General features: G+C 60.1%; 20 protein-coding genes and 1 tRNA gene. 10 read left to right on the forward strand and 11 right to left on the reverse strand.

Translation table 11 applies throughout. The features are described from left to right. The first annotated feature begins 201 nt into the window (after positions 1-201). Together AC5I5B_RS24790 and AC5I5B_RS24795 are read left to right on the forward strand one after the other, a co-directional pair. Positions 202-1,119: a LysR family transcriptional regulator gene (locus tag AC5I5B_RS24790; protein WP_003508684.1), complete on the forward strand. Its 918-nt coding sequence runs from the start codon at positions 202-204 to the stop codon at positions 1,117-1,119. Positions 1,120-1,255: 136 nt separating this feature from the next. Beyond that, the gene (locus AC5I5B_RS24795) at positions 1,256-2,278 is read left to right on the forward strand and encodes an LLM class flavin-dependent oxidoreductase (protein ID WP_003508682.1); all 1,023 of its coding nucleotides are present in this window, start codon (positions 1,256-1,258) and stop codon (positions 2,276-2,278) included. Between the two features lie 187 nt (positions 2,279-2,465). Here AC5I5B_RS24795 and AC5I5B_RS24800 read toward each other — a convergent pair whose 3' ends face one another. Further along, complete coding sequence (locus AC5I5B_RS24800) at positions 2,466-3,584, reverse strand: mandelate racemase/muconate lactonizing enzyme family protein (RefSeq protein ID WP_111834564.1); 1,119 nt, start codon at positions 3,582-3,584, stop codon at positions 2,466-2,468. A 229-nt stretch (positions 3,585-3,813) separates the two neighbouring features. Here AC5I5B_RS24800 and AC5I5B_RS24805 point away from each other — a divergent pair, with 229 nt between their 5' ends. Next, positions 3,814-4,488 (forward strand): GntR family transcriptional regulator, encoded by a 675-nt coding sequence (locus AC5I5B_RS24805; protein WP_111834565.1) that lies wholly within the window; start codon positions 3,814-3,816, stop codon positions 4,486-4,488. A 107-nt stretch (positions 4,489-4,595) separates the two neighbouring features. Beyond that, positions 4,596-6,065 carry a mannitol dehydrogenase family protein gene (locus tag AC5I5B_RS24810; RefSeq protein ID WP_111834566.1) on the forward strand — a complete coding sequence of 490 codons (1,470 nt, stop codon included), beginning with the start codon at positions 4,596-4,598 and terminating at the stop codon, positions 6,063-6,065. Between the two features lie 51 nt (positions 6,066-6,116). Here the strand turns inward: AC5I5B_RS24810 and AC5I5B_RS24815 are convergent, their stop codons facing one another. The 8 genes from AC5I5B_RS24815 to AC5I5B_RS24850 form a co-directional block, all read right to left on the reverse strand. Continuing rightward, positions 6,117-6,962 carry an ATP-binding cassette domain-containing protein gene (locus AC5I5B_RS24815; protein WP_003508678.1) on the reverse strand — a complete coding sequence of 282 codons (846 nt, stop codon included), beginning with the start codon at positions 6,960-6,962 and terminating at the stop codon, positions 6,117-6,119. Then, positions 6,959-7,798 (reverse strand): ABC transporter ATP-binding protein, encoded by an 840-nt coding sequence (locus AC5I5B_RS24820; protein ID WP_020813549.1) that lies wholly within the window; start codon positions 7,796-7,798, stop codon positions 6,959-6,961. Before AC5I5B_RS24820 ends, AC5I5B_RS24815 begins: the two co-directional genes overlap by 4 nt. Before the next feature lie 3 nt (positions 7,799-7,801). Beyond that, entirely contained in the window at positions 7,802-8,716 is a 915-nt protein-coding gene (locus AC5I5B_RS24825) for an ABC transporter permease subunit (RefSeq protein WP_003508674.1), read from the reverse strand. After that, entirely contained in the window at positions 8,713-9,720 is a 1,008-nt protein-coding gene (locus AC5I5B_RS24830) for an ABC transporter permease subunit (RefSeq protein WP_003508673.1), read from the reverse strand. Before AC5I5B_RS24830 ends, AC5I5B_RS24825 begins: the two co-directional genes overlap by 4 nt. Before the next feature lie 61 nt (positions 9,721-9,781). Beyond that, a complete protein-coding gene (locus AC5I5B_RS24835; protein ID WP_003508672.1) occupies positions 9,782-11,386 on the reverse strand; it encodes an ABC transporter substrate-binding protein in 1,605 nt (534 codons plus the stop codon). Positions 11,387-11,503: 117 nt separating this feature from the next. Then, positions 11,504-12,691 carry a M24 family metallopeptidase gene (locus AC5I5B_RS24840; protein WP_111834567.1) on the reverse strand — a complete coding sequence of 396 codons (1,188 nt, stop codon included), beginning with the start codon at positions 12,689-12,691 and terminating at the stop codon, positions 11,504-11,506. 552 nt (positions 12,692-13,243) lie between these two features. Further along, complete coding sequence (locus AC5I5B_RS24845) at positions 13,244-13,993, reverse strand: SDR family oxidoreductase (RefSeq protein WP_060723420.1); 750 nt, start codon at positions 13,991-13,993, stop codon at positions 13,244-13,246. Beyond that, positions 13,990-14,604 carry a nucleoside 2-deoxyribosyltransferase gene (locus AC5I5B_RS24850; protein WP_162686891.1) on the reverse strand — a complete coding sequence of 205 codons (615 nt, stop codon included), beginning with the start codon at positions 14,602-14,604 and terminating at the stop codon, positions 13,990-13,992. Before AC5I5B_RS24850 ends, AC5I5B_RS24845 begins: the two co-directional genes overlap by 4 nt. Before the next feature lie 163 nt (positions 14,605-14,767). On the opposite strand from AC5I5B_RS24850, the gene AC5I5B_RS24855 reads away from it, so the two are divergent. The 4 genes from AC5I5B_RS24855 (at position 14,768) to AC5I5B_RS24870 (ending at position 18,876) form a co-directional block, all read left to right on the forward strand. After that, positions 14,768-15,394, forward strand: coding sequence for a ribonuclease D (locus tag AC5I5B_RS24855; protein ID WP_060723422.1), 627 nt, complete (start codon positions 14,768-14,770; stop codon positions 15,392-15,394). Between the two features lie 83 nt (positions 15,395-15,477). Continuing rightward, on the forward strand, positions 15,478-16,707 hold the full coding sequence (locus AC5I5B_RS24860) for a hypothetical protein (RefSeq protein WP_111834568.1): 1,230 nt from the start codon (positions 15,478-15,480) through the stop codon (positions 16,705-16,707). A 48-nt stretch (positions 16,708-16,755) separates the two neighbouring features. Next, a complete protein-coding gene (locus AC5I5B_RS24865; protein WP_003508655.1) occupies positions 16,756-17,064 on the forward strand; it encodes a hypothetical protein in 309 nt (102 codons plus the stop codon). Positions 17,065-17,325: 261 nt separating this feature from the next. After that, positions 17,326-18,876 carry a hypothetical protein gene (locus AC5I5B_RS24870; protein WP_111834569.1) on the forward strand — a complete coding sequence of 517 codons (1,551 nt, stop codon included), beginning with the start codon at positions 17,326-17,328 and terminating at the stop codon, positions 18,874-18,876. Positions 18,877-18,972: 96 nt separating this feature from the next. Here the strand turns inward: AC5I5B_RS24870 and rpsA are convergent, their stop codons facing one another. Together rpsA and cmk are read right to left on the reverse strand one after the other, a co-directional pair. Then, complete coding sequence (gene rpsA, locus AC5I5B_RS24875; protein ID WP_020009998.1) at positions 18,973-20,673, reverse strand: 30S ribosomal protein S1; 1,701 nt, start codon at positions 20,671-20,673, stop codon at positions 18,973-18,975. 150 nt (positions 20,674-20,823) lie between these two features. Next, positions 20,824-21,504 (reverse strand): (d)CMP kinase, encoded by a 681-nt coding sequence (gene cmk / locus AC5I5B_RS24880; RefSeq protein WP_003508652.1) that lies wholly within the window; start codon positions 21,502-21,504, stop codon positions 20,824-20,826. A 199-nt stretch (positions 21,505-21,703) separates the two neighbouring features. Here cmk and AC5I5B_RS24885 point away from each other — a divergent pair, with 199 nt between their 5' ends. Both AC5I5B_RS24885 and AC5I5B_RS24890 read left to right on the forward strand, forming a co-directional pair. Continuing rightward, positions 21,704-22,090 (forward strand): TIGR02300 family protein, encoded by a 387-nt coding sequence (locus AC5I5B_RS24885; RefSeq protein ID WP_003508651.1) that lies wholly within the window; start codon positions 21,704-21,706, stop codon positions 22,088-22,090. A gap of 152 nt (positions 22,091-22,242) precedes the next feature. Then, positions 22,243-22,318 (forward strand) — tRNA-Ala (locus tag AC5I5B_RS24890). Positions 22,319-22,328: the final 10 nt, after the last annotated feature.

The following is a 22,328-nucleotide window of genomic DNA, read 5'->3' on the forward strand; positions in this document are numbered from 1 at the left end:
AGATGGGTCTGTGCAACGGTGAACGAAACCGCGTGGGGGGTTTCCATGCCATTGCACCTGAACGGTCACACCGCCCTCCTCAAAGCGATGCATCCTGAGCCTAGACTTCTCGAATTCGGTCGTTGACACAAGAGCTGGGCATCATCAAATTGCGAACAGGAACTGTTCATTTTTGAACAGAACTCTTGATTGGAGACAAATATGGCCACCCCTTTCACCTGGGACGACCTGCAATATTTTCTGGCCGTGGCCCGCACCGGACAGCTCTCCTCGGCGGCGAGAAGCCTGCGCACCAGCCACGCCACCGTCTCCCGCCACATCGACCGGCTGGAATTCTCGCTTAAAACCAAGCTGTTCGAGAGAAACCCGCGTGGTTACGAGCTAACCACGGTCGGGCGGCGGCTGGTCGATACCGTCGAGCGCATCGAGGCGGAAGCGGAAAGATTGCAATCGGATATTTCCGAAAGCGGCAGCCTGCTGCGCGGCGTGGTGCGGCTCAGTGCGCCCGAGGGTTTTTCCAATTTTTTCTTCGTGGAAAGGCTGAAAGACTTCGCCATCACCCATCCTCACATCATGGTGGAGATGGTGACGATCCAGCAGATCATGGCGCTGTCGAGGAAGGAGGCGGATGTGGCGGTCACGCTCGACCCGCCGAAAGCCGGTCCCTACATCAACGAACAGATCATCGATTACACGCTGCATATCTATGCCTCGCGCTCCTATCTCGCCAGCCACCCGAAAATCACCCGGCGCGAGGATTTGCCCGATCATTTCTTTATCGGCTACGTGCAGGACCTGATCTTCTCACCGGGCCTCGATTATATGCGCGACGTGATGCCCGGCCTGCGTCCGGGCTTTCAGTCCTCGAGCATTTTCGCGCAGCTGACGGCCACGCTGAGCGGCAGGGGCCTGTGCATCCTGCCGAATTTCATCGCGGCACGTTTTCCGGACCTGCAGATGGTGCTTGCCGGTGAGGTGGAACTGCGGCGCGGCTACTGGCTGACCAGCCACCACGATCTCGCCAATGTGCCGCGGGTACGCTCTCTGATGGATTTCATCCTCGCGACCGCACGCGCGCATGAAAATCTCTTCATCCTGGACCGCAGAACAATCGCCTGACGCGGTCATCGTTCACATTTCGGCGACACCGTGTTTACGGGTGGCCGATTGGAGGATGCGCACGGTTGCCTATATGACTGACAACAACGAAGCCGGTTTGTGACGACCGGCATCCTCCGACATCTGGAAGGTCATCATGAAAAAGATCGGATTCCTCTCCTTCGGCCACTGGACGCCGTCGCCCCAGTCGCAGACCCGCTCGGCTGCGGACACGCTGCTGCAATCGATCGACCTCGCCGTCGCAGCGGAAGAACTGGGAGCCGACGGCGCCTATTTCCGCGTGCATCATTTCGCCCGCCAGCTTGCCTCGCCCTTCCCGCTTCTGGCTGCCGTCGGCGCCCGCACGAAAAAGATCGAAATCGGCACCGGCGTCATCGACATGCGTTATGAAAACCCGTTCTACATGGCCGAGGATGCCGGTTCGGCCGACCTCATCGCCGGCGGCCGCCTGCAGCTCGGCATCAGCCGCGGCTCGCCGGAACAGGTGATCGATGGCTGGCGTTATTTCGGTTACCGTCCGGCCGAAGGCCAGAGCGAAGAAGACATGGCGCGTCAGCACACCGAAGTCTTCCTCGAACTTCTGAAGGGCGAAGGTTTCGCTGAGCCGAACCCGCGTCCGATGTTCCCGAACCCGCCCGGCTTGCTGCGGCTGGAACCGCATTCCGAAGGGCTGCGCGAGCGCATCTGGTGGGGTTCGAGTTCCAATGCAACGGCGGTGTGGGCGGCAAAGCTTGGCATGAACCTGCAAAGCTCCACCTTGAAGACGGACGAAACGGGCGAGCCTTTCCATGTCCAGCAGGCGCAGCAGATCCGCACCTTCCGGGAAGCCTGGAAGGAAGCCGGACATGCCCGCGAGCCCCGTGTATCGGTCAGCCGCAGCATCTTCGCCCTCGTCAACGATCGCGACCGGTCGTATTTCGGTTACGGCAACGAAGGTGATGACAAGATCGGCTACATCGACGACAAGACACGTGCGATCTTCGGGCGCAGCTATGCCGCCGAGCCGGAGCAGCTGATTGAACAGCTGAAGGCCGACGAAGCCATCGCCGAAGCCGACACGCTGCTCCTGACCGTGCCGAACCAGCTGGGCGTCGACTACAACGCCCATGTGATCGAGACGATCCTCAAGCAGGTAGCACCGGCACTCGGCTGGCGCTAAATTTGGAAAAATTGCATCATCCACACTCCGTCACCCCGGACTTGATCCGGGGTCCAGCGCGATCAAGTCTTTGATCGCGAAAGACTCTTTTCATGGCGCAGACGCGCCGTGGCTGGATGCCGGATCTAGTCCGGCATGACGGAGGACGGGCTTTCCCTCCCTTAAAATCCGGGCTGTATACCGCTGCTCATTTTACCGATTTGCCATAGCGGGCAAAGCTTTCAGCCAGAGGCGTGGTGCTGGCGCCGGGGTGTTCCGGGCGCTTGTAAACACCGTCACGGACATGGATCGGTTCTTCGAAATGATCTTTGATCCACGGAATATATTCGAGAATGGTCGATGCCGGGTGCCAGTAGCTCAGATGCACATGCACCTGGCTCATTTCGCCGGCATGCGGCACCACCGGCAGGCGATGGGCGAGCGCGAGATCGGCAACCTGGATATATTCGGTTATGCCGCCGAGCCGGGTCACATCCGGCTGGACATAGGCCACCGCGCCGGCATCGATGAATGAGCGGAACGCATCCACCGTGTAGAGCTGCTCCCCGAGCGCAATCGGAATGGACGTATTGCGCGCCAGCCGCGCGTGGCTCGTCACATCGTCATACCACAACGGCTCCTCGAACCAGTAGATATCCAGATCCTTCGCCGCCGCGCAGAAACGCTGGCAGGTCGGCAAATCCCATTTGCCGTTGCCGTCAATGGCGATGCGAATGGACGAACCGACACGCTTGCGGACGGCGGCAAGGCGGGCGATATCGATAGTCGGATCATCATGCCCGACCTTGATCTTCAGGCGGGTGAAGCCGTCTTCCTCAACCGCCCTCGTGCTGCCCGCCAGCAAATCCTCCAGCGTGAAGGAAAGCCAGCCTATATCGGTATTGTAGGCTTCCACCGCCGCCGTGCGCGCGCCGCCGAGATATTGCCAGAGCGGCACGCCCGCCTTTTTCGCCTTCAGGTCCCAGAGCGCCACGTCGATCGCGGCCAGCGCCAGATGCGTGATGCCGGCGCGGCCAACCCACTGCAGCGAGGGACAACGGGCAAGTTTCGTCCACAGCCTTGAATGGTCCGACGCATCCTCTCCCACCAGCAAGGGCGCATAACAATCGCTGATGCAGGATGTGATCAGCCTGTCGGACGGCAGATGCGCATGGGTGCCGGTGAAACCATAGCCCTCAAGGCCGTCACTGGTGGTGATCTTCGCGCCGACGACGCCCCAATGGGTGATGCTGTGGGTGGAATCGGAAATGGACTCCGAGGTCAGCGGCAGGTGCAGGATGAAAGGTTCGACGGCGGTAATTTTCATGATCGGTCATTCCTCGATGCTGATTGCTTCCGGGGAGGAACAAACGCCACCGCCCCGCGATCAGAGATCGCGCGGATGGCTTTCGGGAATTTGCAGGCCACCCTCCTCCAGCAGCCCGCTTCCGCTGGCAGATAGAGCTAAAGGAAAATCGGCTTTTGTAAAATAAAAAATTTTTTATTTTTAATATTCAGCCATTGCCTGTCCCGCGAAGCTGGGCAATGATGCAGCCATGAACACGCTGGTCAAAATCACGCTCGCCGAACAGGCGCATCAGGAACTGCGCGCACGCATCGTCAGCGGCAGATTGCGCGGCGGCGAACGCCTGTTGCCCAATGAGCTTGCCGCCGATCTCGGCATCAGCCCCACGCCGGTGAAGGAAGCCTGCCTGAAACTCGAAGCTGACGGGCTGGTGGTCAATTCCTCCCGGCGGGGCATGGTGGTGCGCGATTTCACTGTGGAGGATGTGGAAGAGCTCTACGCCGCCAGAATGCTGCTCGAAAAAGGCGCGGTGGAAGTGGCTTTCGACGCCGGCCAACTGGATGGAGCGCTGCACGCGGAACTTCTGGAAAGCCTGGCGAAACATCGTGAATTCGCCAAGGGCTCGACGCTGGACGAATTGTCGAAAGCGCTTTTTTACGATCGCAGCTTCCATACGACTCTTGTTTCGGCGGCGCGCATTCCCGTCATTTCCGGCTCGCATGGGCGCATTCTCGACCAGACCCACACGGTTTTCGTCTCGATCCTCGGCGATTACGCCCGCTCGGTCGAGGAACACCAGAATATCGCCGACGCCATTGCCGCCGGCAGCAAGGTCCAGATCATCGATGCCCTGTGGCGGCATCTCGAGCGCAGCCGGCAGAACACGCTGCGCCAGGTCCGGCTGCTCAAAGAGGCCGGCGTCTGATCCATTCAAAAGACAATGGGAGGAACTGACATGCGCGAAAACCCGAGCGTCGCAACTCCATCGGCGCGAGCCGCGACCATCTCGCTCCGCACGGGGATTTCGCGTCGATGACAGACCGGCTTTCCGCTGCGACCCTGCCCCGCCTGCCGCAAACAGTAGCAACACCCGCCTATGAGCGTGAGAAGATCACGCCCGGCATCGTGCATCTCGGCGTCGGCGCCTTTCACCGAGCGCATCAGGCGGTTTTCATCGATGATTGCCTCAACCGCGGTGAGACGCAATGGGGCATCGTCGCCGCGTCGCTGCGCAGTCCGGACACACGCGACGCCATCGAACCGCAGGACAATCTCTACACCTTTTGCCTGCGAGACGGCCAAAGCGAGCGCCTGCGCATCATCGGCTCCATTCTGGAAACCATCGTTGCCCCGGAAGACCCCGAACGGCTGGTGGAGCGGATGGCCGATCCGCGCGTTCTCATCGTCACCCTGACCGTGACAGAGAAGGGCTACCTGACCAATCTCGCCTCCCGCAGCCTGCTGCGCGAACACCCTGATATCGTCCATGATCTCGAAAACCCGGACAGGCCACGTTCCATCTTCGGCTTCATCCTTGCGGCCACGCGGCGCAGGCGCAAAGAGGGTTCTCGGCCCCTGACGCTGCTGTCCTGCGACAACCTGCCCGCCAACGGCCATGTGCTGCAAAAGCTGCTGCTGGAATTTGCGGAACTGGCCGATCCGGAGCTGGCCTCCTTCATCGAAGCCAATATCACCTGCCCCTGCTCGATGGTGGACCGGATCGTACCCGCCACCACGGATGCGGACCGGGATGCGATTTCGGTCGCACTCGGCTTGCGTGATGCGTGGCCGGTCGTTGCCGAACCCTATTTCCGTTTCGTCATCGAAGACCGCTTTCCGCATGGAAGGCCGAAGCTCGAGAAATCGGGCGTGGAATTTGTCGGCAATGTCGAACCGTATGAGCATATGAAGCTCAGGATGCTGAACGGTTCCCACAGCGCCATAGCCGCCATTGGCCAGATTGCCAGCCTTGCGACGGTGGCCGATGCCTGGGGTGAAAAGACCGTGCGCGATTTCATCGACGCCTATTGGCGCGAGGTCGGCCGGACGCTGGACCCTGTCGTCGATGGTGCGGAATTCGCAGCCGGCCTGCGGGAACGTTTCGCCAATCCCTCTCTGCAGCACAAGACCATGCAGATCGCCTCCGACGCTTCGCAGAAGGTGCCGCTGCGTATTCTTGCGCCCTTACGCGAATTGCTGGAGGAAAACGCCGGAAGCGGCGCTGTCATTTTTGCCGTGGCCCTTTGGATCAGGTCCTGCGCGGACAGGAACGAAAAGGGAGAGCAGATCACGATTCTCGATCCGGCCTTCAGGGAGTGGGATGCGCCGGATCAGCTGGCAATGGCACCGGACGATGTTATCGACCGCTTTCTCGCGTTCAAACGCACGTTCGGCGATGATCTGCCCGGCAATGAGACCTTCGTCTCGAACCTGAAGGCCGCCTATCGCAACGTCAGGGAACTTGGCGCACTCGCCGCCATCGGCATATTTTTGAAGTCCTGAAAGACGAACAGGCCGGAAATCCGGCCTGTTCTCAACTTTGGCGTCTCGCGTTTAAGCCGTCGCGGCCTGCCGTGCCGCCTTGCGGCGCTCCACGCGGGCGCGGATGGCGTCGGCATCCGTGATCGGTGTCGCGGCAAAAAGCTGGCGCGTATAGGGGTGCTTAGGGTTGGCGAAAAGTTCCTCGCGCGTGCCCTGCTCCACTGCCTCGCCCTTGGAAATGACCAGCACGTCATCGGCGATGTAGCGCACCACGGAAAGATCGTGGCTGACAAAAACATAGGTCAGTTCGAATTCTTCCTGCAGATCTCGGAGCAGGTTCAGCACCTGCGCCTGCACCGAAAGATCGAGCGCGGAGACCGGTTCATCCAGCACCAGCAGCGCCGGGTTCAGCATCAGTGCGCGCGCGATGGCGATACGCTGGCGCTGACCGCCCGAGAACATGTGCGGATAGCGGTTGAAATGCTCAGGACCGAGGCCGACCTTCACCAGCATGGCTTCGGCGCGCTCGCGGCGCTCGGAAGCCGGCATTTTCGTGTTGATGAGCAGCGGCTCCATCAGCACATCACCCACCTTCTGGCGCGGGTTGAGGCTGCCATAGGGGTTCTGGAACACCATCTGCACCTTGGAGCGCATTACCGTATCGGGGCGGCGCTTGGCGATATCGACCGGCTTGCCTTCGATCTTGAGTTCACCGCCGGATGCCGGGTCGATCAGCGCGATGATGCGGGCAAGCGTCGACTTGCCCGAACCGGACTCACCGACGATGGCGAGCGTCTTGCCACGCTCGACGGCAAAATCGATGCCTTTGAGGGCCTGAACCGTCTTGGCGCCGCCAAAGATGCCGCCGGGAACGTGATAATGGCGGGTAATGCCCTTGCCTTCGACAACGATACTCATTGAACGCCCTCCTTGCCGAAGAAATCGGAAACCGTGGGCAGACGGTCGCCGGTGGCATTTTCCGGCAGGGCCGAAAGCAGTGCCTTGGTATAGGGATGCTGCGGGGCCTCGAACAGGCTTAAGACATCCGCCTCCTCCATCTTGCGGCCCTTATATTGCACGACGACGCGATCCGCGGTTTCCGCCACGACGCCCATGTCGTGGGTGATGAGGATCAGCGCCATGCCATATTCCGTCTGCAGATTCATCAGGAGATCGAGGATCTGCTTCTGGATCGTCACGTCGAGCGCGGTGGTCGGCTCGTCGGCGATCAGCAGGCGCGGCTTGGAGGCGATCGCAATCGCTATCATCACGCGCTGGCACTGGCCACCCGACATCTGGTGCGGATAAGCCTTGAGCTTGGTTTCCGGCTCGGGAATACCCACGGCACGAAACAGTTCCAGAGCCCGGGCACGCGCGGCAGCGCCGCTCATGCCGAGATTGAGGCGCAGAACCTCCTCGATCTGGAAACCGACCGTAAATGACGGGTTGAGCGAGGCGACCGGCTCCTGGAAGATCATGGTGATCTCGCGGCCGATCAGCTTGCGGCGCTCCTGCGGCGACATGGCGAGCAGGTTGATGCCGTCAAAGGTCATCTCATCGGCGGTGATCGTCGCCGTATCGGGCAGAAGCCCCATGACGGCGAGCATCGAAACCGACTTGCCGGAACCGGATTCGCCGACGATCGCCAGCACTTCGTGCTTGTCGACGGAGACATCGATGCCGTCGACGGCCGTGAAGGCGCCGGTGGCGGTGGCGAATTTGACGGTGAGGTTCTTGATTTTCAGCAGGCTCATTGCTCAGCTCCGCTTCAGTTTGGGATCGAGCGCATCGCGCAGGCCGTCACCCATGAGGTTGATGGCGAGCACCGAGATCAGGATCGTCAGGCCCGGAAGGGTGACAACCCACCAGGCGCGCAGGATGAATTCACGCGCTTCCGCCAGCATCGTGCCCCATTCGGAAGCGGGCGGCTGTGCACCCATGCCGAGGAAGCCGAGGGCTGCGGCATCGAGAACCGCAGACGAGAAGGAGAGCGTTGCCTGAACGATCAGCGGCGCAAGGCAGTTCGGCAGGATGGTCTTGAACATCAGCCGTAAATTGCCGGCGCCGGCCACGCGGGCGGCGGTGACATATTCGCGCCGGAGTTCGCTCATGACGGCAGCACGCGTCAGGCGGGCGAAATGCGGCTGGTAGACGATGGCAATGGCAATCATCGCATTGGTGAGCCCCGGCCCGAGGACCGCGACCAGGACCAGCGCCAGAAGCAGTGACGGAAACGCCAGAATGACGTCCATGACGCGCATGATGACGGTATCGACCCAGCCGCCGAAAAAGCCGGCGACGAGACCGATAACGATGCCGCCGACAAGGGCGATGGAGACGACAACGACGCCGATGAACAGCGAATATTGTGCGCCATAGATCAGGCGGGACAGCATGTCGCGCCCGACCGCATCGGTGCCGAAGAAGAAGCCGGCACGACCGCCTTCCTGCCAGACCGGCGGGACGAGCAGCGCATCGCGATATTGCTGGGTCGGATCATGCGGCGCGATCAGGGGCGCAAAGACCGCGATGAGGACGAGGAGAATGAAGACGGCAAGGCCGATGACGGCGCCGCGGTTCTGACGGAAGTAGAACCAGAAATCGGCGATCATCCGGCGGCGGATGGCGGCGTCCGAAAGGCGGACGCCGGGGGTGGTGATCACATCGGTCATTTGTGACGGATCCTCGGATTGATGAGGCCATAGGTCAGATCGACAAGCAGGTTGACGACCATTACCAGACCCGCGATCAGAAGCAGGCCGCTCTGCACGACTGGATAGTCGCGGCGCGAGATGGAATCGATCATCCACTTGCCGATGCCCGGCCAGGAAAAGATGGTTTCGGTCAGGATGGCGCCAGCCATCAGCACGCCGATCTGGAGGCCGATGGTGGTGATGACCGGGATCATGGCGTTGCGAAGCGCATGGACGCCGACAACGCGGGCGGGCGACATGCCCTTGGCGCGTGCGGTCCGCACATAGTCCTCGCCCATGACTTCCAGCATGGCCGAGCGCGTCTGGCGGGCAATCACCGCCAGCGGAATGGTGGCAAGCACGACCGACGGCAGGATGAGATGCGAAAAGGCCGACAGGAAGGCGCCCTTCTGCCCCGAAATCAGGCTGTCGATCAGCATGAAACCGGTAACGGAGGGGAAGAAATACATCAGCGAAATGCGGCCCGACACCGGCGTCCATTGCAGGATGCCGGAGAACATGATGATCAGCAGCAGGCCCCACCAGAAGATCGGCATGGAGAAGCCGACGAGCGCGGTCGTCATGGAAATCTGGTCGAACCATGAACCACGACGGATGGCGGCAATGACGCCGACCGGTACGCCGATCAATGTTGCGATGATGATGGCGACGAGACCAAGCTCGACTGTCGCGGGGAAAAGCGACAGGAACTCGGTGAGAACCGGCTTCTTGGTGACCAGCGAATTGCCGAGATCGCCCTGAAGCAGCCGTCCGAGGAAATGAAGATATTGCTGCCAGACGGGCTGGCTGAAGCCGAGCTGTTCGGCAAGCTGCGCATGCCGCTCAGGCGAAATGCCACGCTCGCCCGCCATCAACAGCACGGGATCGCCCGGCAGGACGCGCACGAAGGCGAAGGCGACGAAGGTAATCCCGAGAAATGTCGGAACGAGGTAGAGGAGTTTGCCGAGAATGAACCGGATCATGGTTTTTTCCTGAAAAGACGCGCGGAAGAACAGGGTCCTTCCGCGCGTCCGTTGTTTGGGATTATTCCGCGATGTCGACGTTTTCGAAGGTGAAGTCACCAAGCGGGCTCATGGTGAAGCCGGAAACCTTGGCGGACATCGGAACGAACTGCGTGGAGTGCGCAAGCGTCGCCCACGGAGCCTGTTCCTTGAAGATCACCTGCGCCTGCTCATAAAGCTTGGTGCGTTCGGCAACGTCAGTGGTCTGCTTTGCCTTGGACAGCAGTTCGGAGAACTCCTTGTTGCACCACTGGGCACGGTTTGCACCGCCTTCGCCGGTTGCAGCGCAGGAGAGCAGAACGCCCATGAAGTTGTCAGGGTCACCGTTGTCGCCGGTCCAGCCGAGGATGACGGAACCGTCGCGGTTCACTTCAGTCGACTTCTTGAGGTATTCACCCCATTCGAAGGAGACGATCTCGGCCTTGACGCCAACCTTCGCGAAATCCGACTGGATCAGCTCGGCGGTGCGGCGGGCGTTCGGCATGTAGGGACGCTGAACCGGCATCGCCCAGATCTTCATCGTCAGATCCTTGACGCCAGCGGCTTCGAGAGCCTTCTTGGCTGCTTCCGGATCGTAAGGATCGTCCTTGATGCTGTCGTTGTAGGACCACATTGTCGGCGGGATCGGGTTCTTGGCAACCGTGCCGGCGCCCTGGAACACGGCGTCGATGATCGCCTGCTTGTTCATCGCCATGTTCAGCGCCTTGCGGACTTCCGGCTTGTCGAAAGGCGCAACGGTCGTGTTGTAGGCGAAATAGGCGACGTTCAGACCGGGCTGCTCGTCGAGCTTGAGGTTCTTGTCGGCGCGGATGGTGGCCAGATCAGCAGGAGCCGGATAAGGCATCAGGTGGCATTCGCCGGCCTTCAGCTTCTGCAGGCGAACGGCGGCGTCAGGCGTGATCGCGAAGATCAGATCGTCGATCTTCGGAGCTTCGCCCCAGTAGTCGGCGTTCTTCTGGTAGCGGATGACCGCGTCCTTCTGATAGGCGACGAACTTGAACGGACCGGTGCCGATCGGCAGGTTGTTGAAGTCTTCCTTGGTGCCGGCCTTATCAAGCGTATCGGCATATTCCTTCGACACGATCGAAGCGAAAGGCATCGCGATATTGGCGAGGAAAGGCGCTTCCGGACGGGTCAGCACGAACTTGACGGTGTAATCGTCAACCTTGACGATTTCCTTGATCAGCGACGGCATTTCCATGGAGTTGTAATATTCGTAGGTGATGCCTGCGATATACTGGTTCCACGGGTTCTTCGCGTCGCCCTGGCGGTTGTAGCTGAAGATCACGTCGTCGGCGTTGAAATCGCGGCTCGGCGTGAACTTCTCGTTGGAGTGCCACTTCACACCCTTGCGCAGGTGGAACGTGTATTCGAGGCCATCGCTCGAAACATCCCATTTTTCAGCGAGACCGGGCTCAACTTCGGTCGTGCCCTTCTTGAACTCGGTCAGACGGTTGTAGACCGGATGCGCGGAAGCGTCGAAGGTGCCGCCTGCGGTGTAGGGCGACGGATCGAAGCCTTCCGGCGATGCCTCGGAGCAATAAACGAAGGTCTTCGCCATGGCTGGCATGGCGGAAGCCATCGCAAGCGCAGAGGCGATAAGCAAACTGCGGGTCAGCGTTTTCATCTGGTGGTCCTTTCCCTCTTTTTCTGAGTTCCTGCGGCCCCCTTTGGGGCCTACCTCTTCTGGTCAGCGGCGACGCGGAGACCCGTGTCGCCGTTCGGTCTTTTGCCTCCCGACCAATTACCCGGCGACCGGCTGAAACAGCCGGTCGAGGTTCGTCTCCGGTGGACAGAACCAGCGCGGCCCCGCCTCCGTCATATAAGCAATATCCTCGAGACGGACGCCGCATTCGCCATAAACGCACAGCATCGGCTCGATGGAAAAACACATGCCCGGCTCAAGCGCCGTGGCATTTCCTGCAACGATATAGGGTTCTTCGTGAATATCCAGCCCAAGCCCGTGACCGGTGCGGTGCGGCAGGCCGGGAACCTGATAATCCGGCCCAAAACCAGCCGCTATCAGGCTGTCGCGCGCCGCCTTGTCCACATCCGAGCAGGCAGCGCCGAGGCTCGCAGCCGCAAAGGCCGCAGCCTGGGCATCGCGCTCGGCGTTCCAGAGAAAACGCTGCCGTTCCGTCGGCTTGCCGAAGACATAGGTGCGGGTGATATCGGAACGATAGCCATGAAGAATGCCGCCGAGATCGACCAGCACCATGTCACCCTCGTTCAGCGTCTGCGCATAGGGTACGCCATGCGGATAGGCCGTCGCCTCACCGAACTGCACCGCCACGAAAAGCGGCTTCAGGCCCAGCGCAATATGGGCGGCGTTGACGAAATCGGCCACTTCGGTGGTGGAAACACCCGCGCGAAGCCCTTCGAACACGGCTTTCTGCACACCGTAGCTGGCGTCCATCGCGGTCTGGATGAGAGCGATTTCGGCCGCGGATTTGACCTGCCGCTGGGCAACGATCATCGGCTGGGCGGAAATGATCCGTCCTTCGAGACGCTGCATCAGGGCCGATGCGAAAACAAAGGGTGTTGCGGGATCGATGGCGACAAAATGACCGGGACAGGAAAGTGCGCCAATGCGTCCTGCCATCAGGTCGAAGGGACTTTCATCCTCTTCCCAGACGGCGACCTCACCCGGAATGCGGATGAGCGTCTGAAGCTTAGGCTCCTCGAAGGTCGGGCTGACATAGACCGGCGCACCCTCGGCAGGAACGAGAGCGCCATGAATGCGCTCGGAAAGGCCAAGCGACAGACCGGTATAATAGGTCAGCGACGATGATGCATCGAGCCAGACCGCCTTCACATTTTGCTGGATCATCCGCGCTTGCAGGCCACGTAGCCGCAATCTGAACTCGTCTTCAGCGATCGATGAAACCGCGATCGGCTGAAACCGCTTCAGCGCCTCTTGAAAGTCTGCCATTCTCTCCCCGCCGCTTTCGGGCCGCAGACACAAGCGTGCCGGCAACCTCCCAAGCGTTCTTTTGCTCATGCTTAAACACAGGGCGGGGGCTAGGCAATGGCCCGGCGGGGCGCGCCACCACAAAACTGTGCAAATTCATCTAGACATAACGAAAATGTGATCAACACACGCCCGATTTAAGCCCTCATTGCCTTGACGCAAAAAATCAAAATCCCCCGGAAATTCAAGGGGAGTTTGCGGCCAGCCTTCAACGCGGAGCGGGCACACCAGAGGACGACAGCGAGAGGCGCTCAAGAAAAGACGCCCAGAAAAGGAAAAAGCCTGCCGCGGGAGGAGGTGCGGCAGGCTTCAAACTTGATCGGTGATTGGGAGGAGGAGTACCACCGATCCACATCGAGCGACACTGGGAGGAGGAGTGCGTCGCTTCGATGATTTGAATATAGCGGTATCGGCGATTTTTAACAGAGCAAGTCTCGCAATGCAGCATTGCATTTCTGCATAGCTCAAGAATTCCTGCCCGGTTTTTCAGCACTCCCCAAAATCGTGAGAAAATCAGCTTTCCCGATAGACCTGGAAACCGGCAAAGGACTGGTTGACCGGCATCAGTTCGAGGCTGTTGATGTTGATATGTTTGGGCTGCGAGGCGACCCAGTGGATGGTGTTGGCAATATCGTCTGCCGTGATCGGATTGACGCCCTTATAGAGATTATCCGAGGCTTCCTGATTGCCGCCGGTGCGCACCAGCGTGAATTCCGTTTCGCACATGCCCGGTTCGATCGAGGTTACCCTGACGCCCTTGCCATGCAGGTCGGAACGCAGGCCGAGCGAGAATTGCCGCAGGAACGCTTTGGTACCGCCATACACATTGCCGCCCAGATAGGGGTAGTGCGCAGCAACAGACGAAAGGTTGATAACAATACCCTTGCGCTCGATCAGCGTCGGCAGCAGATGGTGGGTGACGTTCAGGAGACCGGTGATGTTGGTGTCCACCATGGTCTGCCAGTCTTTCAAAGGCACCTGCGGCGCAGGCGCCGTGCCGAGTGCAAGACCGGCATTATTGACGAGAATGTCGATATCCCTGAATCCATCAGGCAAGCCAGCCAGCGCCTTTTTTGTCGCCTCCTCGTCGGTGATATCGAAGGCGACGCCATGAAAGGCGGAACCGAGTTCAGCCGAAAGCGCCTCCAGCCGTTCCGCCCGCCGGCCCGTGCCGATGACCTTCCAGCCTTCCTTGACGAAGCGCTGCGCCGTGGCCTGTCCGAAACCGGATGTCGCGCCGGTGATGAGGATGGTTCCGCTCATGATGATGCCTCCACTATATCAGTTCGTTCGGGGTCAATCGGTGTCAATAATTTTTCAGCCGCCGCCGTGAGGCAGCGTCTATAGGCGTCCAGATCCGTATACAGAGCGTCTTCCGGCGCATCGCCGACGATGATGATACCGCCGCGCCGCAAAATCCCGCCATGCAGCATGAGATTGTCGACCATGTCGAAATTCTCGATCGACAGCCCGTCCGGTCCGCGATAGCGGCCCGTTTCATCCAGGGTGGCAACGCCGCCATAATGCGCCTTGATACGGGTGAAATGATTGGCCGCGACATTGGTATAGGCGAAAACCGGCTTGCCCAGCGCGCACATGAAGCCCAGCTCGTAGCTCGTTCCCGTATCGGCGGCGATGCCGCGGAACGGCGTGAGATTAGCAATGATCGCGTCCGCTTCCAGCATCATCTGCTCATCGACGGCATTGATGTTGCAACCGTGGCCGATCCTGGTGTCCGCCGGCGGAATCTGCAGATCACCCGGCGAAAGCGGTATGAAACCGGCTTCCCGCGCCAGCGAGGCCTTGAGGTCGAGCATTTCACGCGCATTCGGGAGGAAGACTTCCGGGCCGGCGAGATAGATTTTCTTTGTCATCGGGAATTCATGCGATCTGTCAGGAAAGGATGTTCCGAACCTAACCCGGGCTGTTTCGCAAAGGCAAGCCGAAGGAGGACGGAAACGACCCATAAAACGGTATCGTCCAGACACTCTTTCCGTTATAGCCGGTGCCATAAACAGGAAATTTCCGGAGCAAGACATGGCAGCCACCATCCGCTATCACGAAGGCGATATTTCCGCCGAAGATGCAGCCCGCTACACCGGTGCTATCGCCATCGACACGGAAACGCTGGGGCTGGTGCCGCGCCGCGACCGTCTCTGCGTCGTCCAGCTTTCGCCGGGCGATGGCACGGCTGACGTCATCCGCATCGCCGCCGGCCAGACGCAGGCCCCGAACCTCGTCCGCATGCTGGCCGATCCCGCCCACCAGAAGATTTTTCACTACGGCCGTTTCGATATCGCCGTTCTGTTCCATACCTTCGGCGTGACGACCACACCGGTCTTCTGCACCAAGATCGCCTCGCGGCTGACCCGCACCTACACGGACCGGCATGGTCTTAAGGACAATCTCAAGGAAATGCTGGAAGTCGACATCTCCAAGGCGCAGCAATCCTCCGACTGGGCGGCCCAGCCGCTGTCGCCCGCCCAGCTCGAATATGCCGCCTCCGACGTGCTCTACCTGCACGCGCTGCGTGACAAGCTGACGGCGCGCCTCATCCGCGACGGCCGCCTCGACCATGCCGACGCCTGTTTCGCCTTCCTGCCGACCCGCGCGAAACTCGATCTCCTCGGCTGGGAAGAAACCGATATTTTCGCCCATAGCTGAGCGTTCCGCCGCTTCGTTTAAGCACTGATTTACCAGAATTGCCTATTCTCGGCCGCAACTTTGGGCGGTCGGGAACTTTGAAGATGATCACTCCGCTACAGCAGACGGCGGGCATTGCAGTCAGCGACCTCATGCGCTCGATGGTGGAAGCCATCGAGGACCGCCAGCGCGAAGAGCAGGAAAAGGCGAACGGCACCCAAAAGGACGATGCGGTCAAGACCAACCCGCAGCCGGACGAAAGCCATCGCGCCGCCAATGAAAAGATAAGCGCCTATCTGTTCGGCATCATGAAACCGGACGCCGATGCTTTCGCCTCACTTGTTTCCCGCTTTTCCTCCGCCCTCGGCATCACACAGGAAGCCGACGAGTCTAGCTTCTCCTTCGCCAAAAGACTTCAGGATGCCCTGACGCTGACGGACAGTTTCGAAAAAACCGATGCGCAGGGAAAAGCCACGAAAATTTCCCTGACATCTTTCGGTGTTTCGGAGGGACAGGTCGTCGAGGTGCTGAATAACGGCGCCACCACCAAGACCGATCCCATGGCCGCCCTCGCCGCCCGCATCGCCAAGGGCGCCGGCCTGACGGGCAACGAAGATAATTTCGGCGATGAGATGTCGAAAGCCATCATGGCGATGCGCGCGACTTTGCCGAAAAATGTCAGTGAACTGGAAGAAACCACCGGCCTCAAGCAACTCGGAATCTCCGCCAGACAGATGATCGCCGCCATCGCCAACCCCTATGGCGACGAGGCGCGCGCCGTGAAAGGTGCGCTGGACACGCAGGCGCAGGGCACACGCTTCATGACGCGGGAGACCCTGAAAGTCATTCAGCGCCTCGAAGATGTCGCCGATCCCAAAACCAAGGAAGAGTTGCAGGCCGAACGCGGTAAGGAGCGCATTGGCGAAATCAACGATGCCGAAGTGAAGGCCGAGCGGGAAGAGGATATCCAGGCCCTCGATGCGCAGGGCAAGCTTGAAGACGTGCAGGAACTCCAGGACGTCGTGAAGGAGCATATCGATGCTTCCGGCGAGGAAAAGACGGTAGACGCCGATCCGCAGGCGTCGGCCGACATATCATCGGAAACCGCCCTGATCTCCGTGCTTGCGGCTGCGCCTGCGGATGAAGCCGAGCCGGCGAAGAACGAAGATGAACCTGCCGAGACAGACGCAGCCACCAATCCGGCCGATGCGGAAGACGACGCCGAAAAACTGCTCGATGCGCAGACACTTGTCGAAGAGACCCGCAATGCCATTCTGCCGGTTTCGATCGATGACAATGGCCTTTATGAACTGCTGAAGAAAAAGGCGGCATGATTGCCGCTTCCGAAAGTCACTTGAGCGAAACATGATGTGAGTTCAGACATGACCGATATTTCCGGCCTATCCGGCAGCGTCGTTTACGACAATGAGCCCAATGCGGCGCAGGCCCTGCTGTCCATGGCCGCCCCGCCGCTTGTTCCCGATGACGGGGCCTTCACCGCAGCCGGCGAAGAGGACAATCCCATCGCCCCCATTGAAATGCAGCCAGAGCGAAGCCTTCCCAAGGCAAGCTGGCTGGATGCGATGCCACCGGAGGCTTTTGAGGCCGCAACCAGCGACCCCGATCATATTTCCTCTGTCAATTCCGACGATAACGGCCTTTACCGCATGTTCATCGGCGTCTCACCCTGATTGCGCCCGCACAGGCAATTCTTTGGTTAGCCAAATCTTAATATCTGCAAGCCAAGATTGAACCAGATGATTCTGTATGCGCTGCAACCGACATTTGCGGCCAGAGGCGTATACGGCGCTCCCGCATGAGCGGGCGAGATGACACCTGTCCATCACCGGCGCGGCGATTTTTCAACATTTAAGCCAGATGCGGACCAGAGAGCCAATGGGGATTGGCCCTTTCGCAGCCAGCGGCGGTCACCGATAGAAACGGAGCGCAGCATGTTACCGCCTGTACCGAAAATTGCGGCAACCGATGCCGCCTATGGAACCACGGTCCCGCTGATGCCGCGCGGGCAGGTGAAAGAGACCACACCGCCGCAACCGAGCAATCCCGTCCCTGAAAATAGCGGCAGCCTTTTTGCCCGGGCGGCAATCGCCTCCCTCACCAGCGAATTTCAGCTCTCCCGCAGCACCGCCGTTCTGGCGGAAGCGCTCGGCAAGCTGATGAACCTACCGCGGCGGGATGGCGAAGCGATCCAGACCTATGTGACGCGACTGACAGAGGCGCTCCGCACCCTGCCGGCGCCACAACGTCTGGCGCTTGAACAACAGGTCGGCAAAGCCCTGCAGGGCCTGACACTTTCAATGCTCGCCGAAATCCTGAAACAGCCGACCGGGCCGGATGCTGCCCGCCTCGCGCTGCTGATCGAGCTCTCCCGTTACAAGGGAGCGGATCTGGCAGCAAAGGCGGTGGTCTCTTCCTATCAGCAAAACAATTCCTCCAATCCCACCCCCGCGCAATCGGCCCCGCCGAAACAACAGAACGCGCCGAGCCAGAATGCCGAAGGTCGCCCCTCTCCGGCCGTGACCGCACAGGCGGCAAATTCCTCGACCGCCAGCCGGCTTCTGCCTCTGCTGATCGGCCCGCTCGCCCTCAGTGGCGCAGCGGTGAAAGCCACGGTGGCGGCGCTAACCGCGCAGCTGGACCCTCGGCCCACGCTTTCCACCCCGCCTGCCGACACACATGATACGCCGAGCAATGCCGCAAAGCCGGATGGAAGAGCCGAAAACACGGCACGTCCGCTTCTGCCACAGACCGGCAACGTGACAAAGGAAGTGCCGGCCGAAACCCGCCCGGCAAACCCGCCTCGCGCCGAAACCGGTGAAACGCGCCCTGCCCTGCCGCATCGAGAGATAACGAAGGCGGAGCAGAAAGAGCCCCGCACGGGCTTTAACCCACCGTCCGGTCCGCTCGCGGACGACGCCGAGACCATGAACACCCCGCTGCTTGCCGCTACGGCCGGCAAACTTCCTGCCAAGGCAGCCGGCACACAGCAGCCTCTGCCCGCGCCGAAAAGTGGCGCGCAGCAGTCCTCCGACGATCAGGCCGTGGAAAAACCCGCCCTCGCAACGGCCGCCGCCCGCCCCTCCGGCGAAGAAACGGAAACGGCGACCCATCGTCCCGAAACCCAGCTGCAGCCGCGGGCCACGCTGGACCCGGAAGCAAGAATGGCGATGCTGGAGCAATCGGCTTCGCAATCATTGATCGCAGCCGCTCTGGTAAAAGACGGCACGCCGCTGCCGCTCGTCGCCTATCCGCCGGCGGATGAGGACTATGAATCGGAAACCCCGCCGCGGGGAGGCGGCCCCTTTTCCGAGGATGAGGCTGAAGGTGAAGCCGAGGCCGGCGCTGAAAACTCCGATGGTCAGGACGATACGGAAGAACGCATTGCTGCCAATGACACGACAGACGAGCGGGAAAGCACGCCTGCGGCGGCTTCCGACGACAGCGCGGAAAATTATTATCTCAAGATGAGCGGCATGCTCTGAGAAGAGCGCCGCTGCCCGCCCGCCGGCGCAACCTGAAAGCAATAAAAAACCCGCCGGAAAATTCCGGCGGGTTCTTCATTTCAAAGATCTTGGCGATTATTCGCCGCGGTTCTTCAGAGCCGCGCCGAGGATGTCGCCGAGCGAAGCGCCCGAGTCGGAAGAACCGAACTGTGCGACGGCTTCCTTCTCTTCAGCGATTTCCAGAGCCTTGATCGAAAGCATGACCTTGCGGTCCTTCTTCGAGAAGTTGACGACGCGGGCGTCGACAACCTGGCCAACGGAGAAGCGCTCAGGGCGCTGCTCGTCACGGTCACGGGAAAGGTCAGCGCGACGGATGAACGAGGTGAGGTCTTCGTGGTTGACGAGCTTCACTTCGATGCCGCCATCGTTGACGCCGATGACTTCAGCGGAAACGACTGCGTTCTTGCGCAGGTCGCCGGAAGAAGCGGCTTCGCCGACAGCATCCTTGCCGAGCTGCTTGATGCCGAGCGAGATGCGTTCCTTCTCGACGTCAACATCGAGAACGACGGCCTTGACCACGTCACCCTTGTTGAACTCTTCGATGACCTGTTCGCCCGGACGGTTCCAGTCGAGATCCGACAGGTGAACCATGCCGTCAACATCGCCTTCGAGGCCAATGAACAGGCCGAATTCGGTCTTGTTCTTGACTTCGCCTTCAACTTCAGTGCCGGCCGGATGGCTGTAGGCAAATGCCTGCCACGGGTTTTCCAGCGTCTGCTTGAGGCCGAGCGAGATACGGCGCTTGGACGGATCGACTTCGAGAACGACAACGTCGACTTCCTGGCTCGTGGACAGGATCTTGCCGGGATGTACGTTCTTCTTGGTCCAGGACATTTCGGAAATGTGGATCAGGCCTTCGATGCCCGGCTCCAGCTCAACGAATGCACCGTAGTCGGTGATGTTCGTGACCGTACCGGAGATCTTCTTGCCAACCGGGTACTTGGCGGAGATGCCATCCCACGGATCGGACTCGAGCTGCTTCATGCCGAGCGAGATACGGTGGGTTTCCTGGTTGATGCGGATGATCTGAACCTTGACCTGCTGGCCAATGTTGAGGATTTCCGAAGGATGGTTGACGCGGCGCCATGCCATGTCGGTAACGTGCAGCAGGCCGTCGATGCCGCCGAGGTCAACGAACGCACCGTAATCGGTGATGTTCTTGACGACGCCGTCAACAACCTGGCCTTCTTCGAGGTTCTGAACGATTTCAGAACGCTGCTCGGCGCGGGACTCTTCGAGAACCGTGCGGCGCGAAACAACGATGTTGCCGCGACGCTTGTCCATCTTGAGGATTTCGAAGGGCTGCGGGTTGTGCATCAGCGGGGTAACGTCGCGGATCGGACGGATGTCGACCTGCGAACGCGGAAGGAAGGCAACAGCGCCGTCCAGATCGACGGTGAAACCACCCTTGACCTGGTTGAAGATAACGCCTTCGACGCGTTCGCCAGCTTCGAACTTGGCTTCGAGCTTGACCCAGCTTTCTTCGCGGCGAGCCTTCTCGCGCGACAGAACGGCTTCGCCGAGAGCGTTTTCGATGCGCTCGACGTAAACTTCGACTTCGTCGCCGACCTTCAGCGTGCCGTCCTTGGACTTCGCGCCGAATTCCTTCAACGGTACGCGGCCTTCAACCTTGAGGCCGACGTCGACGATGGCAACGTCCTTCTCGATTGCCGTTACGATACCCTTGGCAACATAGCCTTCGGCAAGATCGTTAGAGGCAAAGGATTCTTCGAGAAGCGCTGCGAAATCTTCGCGCGTGGGGGTAGATACTGACATGAAATCTCCTGATTGCATCCGCACTATGGCGAATACAAAAGCGCCGGTGGGCTAGTGTTGTTGATACCCGACCCCATGCCCGCCTTTTCAAAAGGCTTTCCGGCGCAAGGACATGACTTCGGGCAATTCCGGACTAAACGCGGACCGAATTCAAGCGGTTCCGCGAGAAACCTGTTTCTCCAGGGCGGCGTCGATGATCGTCCGCGCGGCCTGAAACGCCGCCTCTATACTCATTTCCGACGTATCTAGCAAGTGCGCGTCTTCAGCCGGCTTCAACGGGCTGTCGGCGCGGCCCATGTCGCGCTCGTCGCGTTTTTTCACCTCGGTGAAGATGGCATCATAATCGCCGCTGCCGCCATTGGCCAGAATTTCGTCGTAACGGCGTCGCGCCCGCACGTCGGCAGAGGCCGTGACGTAAAGCTTCACCGGCGCCTGCGGGCACACCACCGTGCCGATGTCGCGTCCGTCAAGCACCGTGCCCGGCTCCTTCAAGGCAAAACGCTGCTGCGCCTTGACGAGCGCGCGTCTCACCGGCGTCATCACCGCTATTTTGGACGCCGCCTCACCAATATCGTGCCGGGAAAGAACGGCGCGATCGAGCCCCGCAAGATCGACTTCCAGCGCCATCTTCTCGGCCACGGCCTCGTCATCGAGCGGCAGGCCGGCATCGAGAAGCGCCTTGGCGGTCGCCCTGTAGGTCAGCCCGGTATCGAGATGGTGGAAACCATAGGTCTCGGCGATCCTGCGTGATAGGGTTCCTTTGCCCGCCGCGGCCGGCCCGTCTATGGCGATCGTGAAGGTCATGAAGCTTTCCGCCTGTGCATCCGTCATTGATATAATAGAGTGTGTCATGCCTCCCTATTTATATCAGCATCCCCGCATAGGGGTTGCGCCGAGGCAGGCGGCACCCGAAGTTTGTCTTTGACACGAAAGAGCGCAACGATTAAGGGGACCGGCTATAAATTTTACCGTCTATGCCGGTTTTACGGCGTACACACCGAAACTCATCCGACAATTTGAGGCTTAGACAGTGGCAAAAGCGGAACTTGGTACCAAGCGCACAGACCCCGATACCGGCAAGAAGTTCTACGATCTGAACCGCGACCCGGTCGTTTCTCCCTACACCGGCAAGTCCTGGCCGCTGTCCTTCTTCGAGGAAAGCACCGCCCAGGCCAAGATGGAGCAGGCTGAAGAAGAGGAAGTGGCGGAAGTCGATACCGAAAACACGGAAGTCGAACTCGTCTCGCTGGAAGATGCCGATGGCGACAACAGCGGCGACGAAATCCCTGATCTGGGTGACGACGATGACGTCGAAATCGACGACGATGACGACACCTTCCTCGAAACCGACGACGAAGATGACGACGACGACATGTCCGGCATCATCGGCGTATCGGGCGACGACGAAGAAGCTTGATTTTACTCGATAATTCGGCCCGACGACAAAAAAATGACGCCGGGCCGTTTTTTATGCTTGCACTCGTCGGAAAGCCGCAGTAGTAAGCCGCCACCGAACGGAACAACAACCGCTTCGGTTCCCGGAACCGGAAGAAATGCCGGAACCCTTATGGGGCTATAGCTCAGCTGGGAGAGCGCTTGCATGGCATGCAAGAGGTCAGCGGTTCGATCCCGCTTAGCTCCACCAATCACTTTGA

The sequence above is a fragment of the Agrobacterium sp. genome (genome assembly GCF_059499945.1).

What these genes read in the sequence shown, in the direction of transcription:
- AC5I5B_RS24790 (WP_003508684.1), top strand. Translation starts at nt 202, where the DNA reads ATGGCCACCCCTTTCACCTGGGACGACCTGCAATATTTTCTGGCCGTG.
- AC5I5B_RS24795 (WP_003508682.1), top strand. Translation starts at nt 1,256, where the DNA reads ATGAAAAAGATCGGATTCCTCTCCTTCGGCCACTGGACGCCGTCGCCC.
- AC5I5B_RS24800 (WP_111834564.1), bottom strand. Translation starts at nt 3,584, where the DNA reads ATGAAAATTACCGCCGTCGAACCTTTCATCCTGCACCTGCCGCTGACC.
- AC5I5B_RS24805 (WP_111834565.1), top strand. Translation starts at nt 3,814, where the DNA reads ATGAACACGCTGGTCAAAATCACGCTCGCCGAACAGGCGCATCAGGAA.
- AC5I5B_RS24810 (WP_111834566.1), top strand. Translation starts at nt 4,596, where the DNA reads ATGACAGACCGGCTTTCCGCTGCGACCCTGCCCCGCCTGCCGCAAACA.
- AC5I5B_RS24815 (WP_003508678.1), bottom strand. Translation starts at nt 6,962, where the DNA reads ATGAGTATCGTTGTCGAAGGCAAGGGCATTACCCGCCATTATCACGTT.
- AC5I5B_RS24820 (WP_020813549.1), bottom strand. Translation starts at nt 7,798, where the DNA reads ATGAGCCTGCTGAAAATCAAGAACCTCACCGTCAAATTCGCCACCGCC.
- AC5I5B_RS24825 (WP_003508674.1), bottom strand. Translation starts at nt 8,716, where the DNA reads ATGACCGATGTGATCACCACCCCCGGCGTCCGCCTTTCGGACGCCGCC.
- AC5I5B_RS24830 (WP_003508673.1), bottom strand. Translation starts at nt 9,720, where the DNA reads ATGATCCGGTTCATTCTCGGCAAACTCCTCTACCTCGTTCCGACATTT.
- AC5I5B_RS24835 (WP_003508672.1), bottom strand. Translation starts at nt 11,386, where the DNA reads ATGAAAACGCTGACCCGCAGTTTGCTTATCGCCTCTGCGCTTGCGATG.
- AC5I5B_RS24840 (WP_111834567.1), bottom strand. Translation starts at nt 12,691, where the DNA reads ATGGCAGACTTTCAAGAGGCGCTGAAGCGGTTTCAGCCGATCGCGGTT.
- AC5I5B_RS24845 (WP_060723420.1), bottom strand. Translation starts at nt 13,993, where the DNA reads ATGAGCGGAACCATCCTCATCACCGGCGCGACATCCGGTTTCGGACAG.
- AC5I5B_RS24850 (WP_162686891.1), bottom strand. Translation starts at nt 14,604, where the DNA reads ATGACAAAGAAAATCTATCTCGCCGGCCCGGAAGTCTTCCTCCCGAAT.
- AC5I5B_RS24855 (WP_060723422.1), top strand. Translation starts at nt 14,768, where the DNA reads ATGGCAGCCACCATCCGCTATCACGAAGGCGATATTTCCGCCGAAGAT.
- AC5I5B_RS24860 (WP_111834568.1), top strand. Translation starts at nt 15,478, where the DNA reads ATGATCACTCCGCTACAGCAGACGGCGGGCATTGCAGTCAGCGACCTC.
- AC5I5B_RS24865 (WP_003508655.1), top strand. Translation starts at nt 16,756, where the DNA reads ATGACCGATATTTCCGGCCTATCCGGCAGCGTCGTTTACGACAATGAG.
- AC5I5B_RS24870 (WP_111834569.1), top strand. Translation starts at nt 17,326, where the DNA reads ATGTTACCGCCTGTACCGAAAATTGCGGCAACCGATGCCGCCTATGGA.
- rpsA (WP_020009998.1), bottom strand. Translation starts at nt 20,673, where the DNA reads ATGTCAGTATCTACCCCCACGCGCGAAGATTTCGCAGCGCTTCTCGAA.
- cmk (WP_003508652.1), bottom strand. Translation starts at nt 21,504, where the DNA reads ATGACGGATGCACAGGCGGAAAGCTTCATGACCTTCACGATCGCCATA.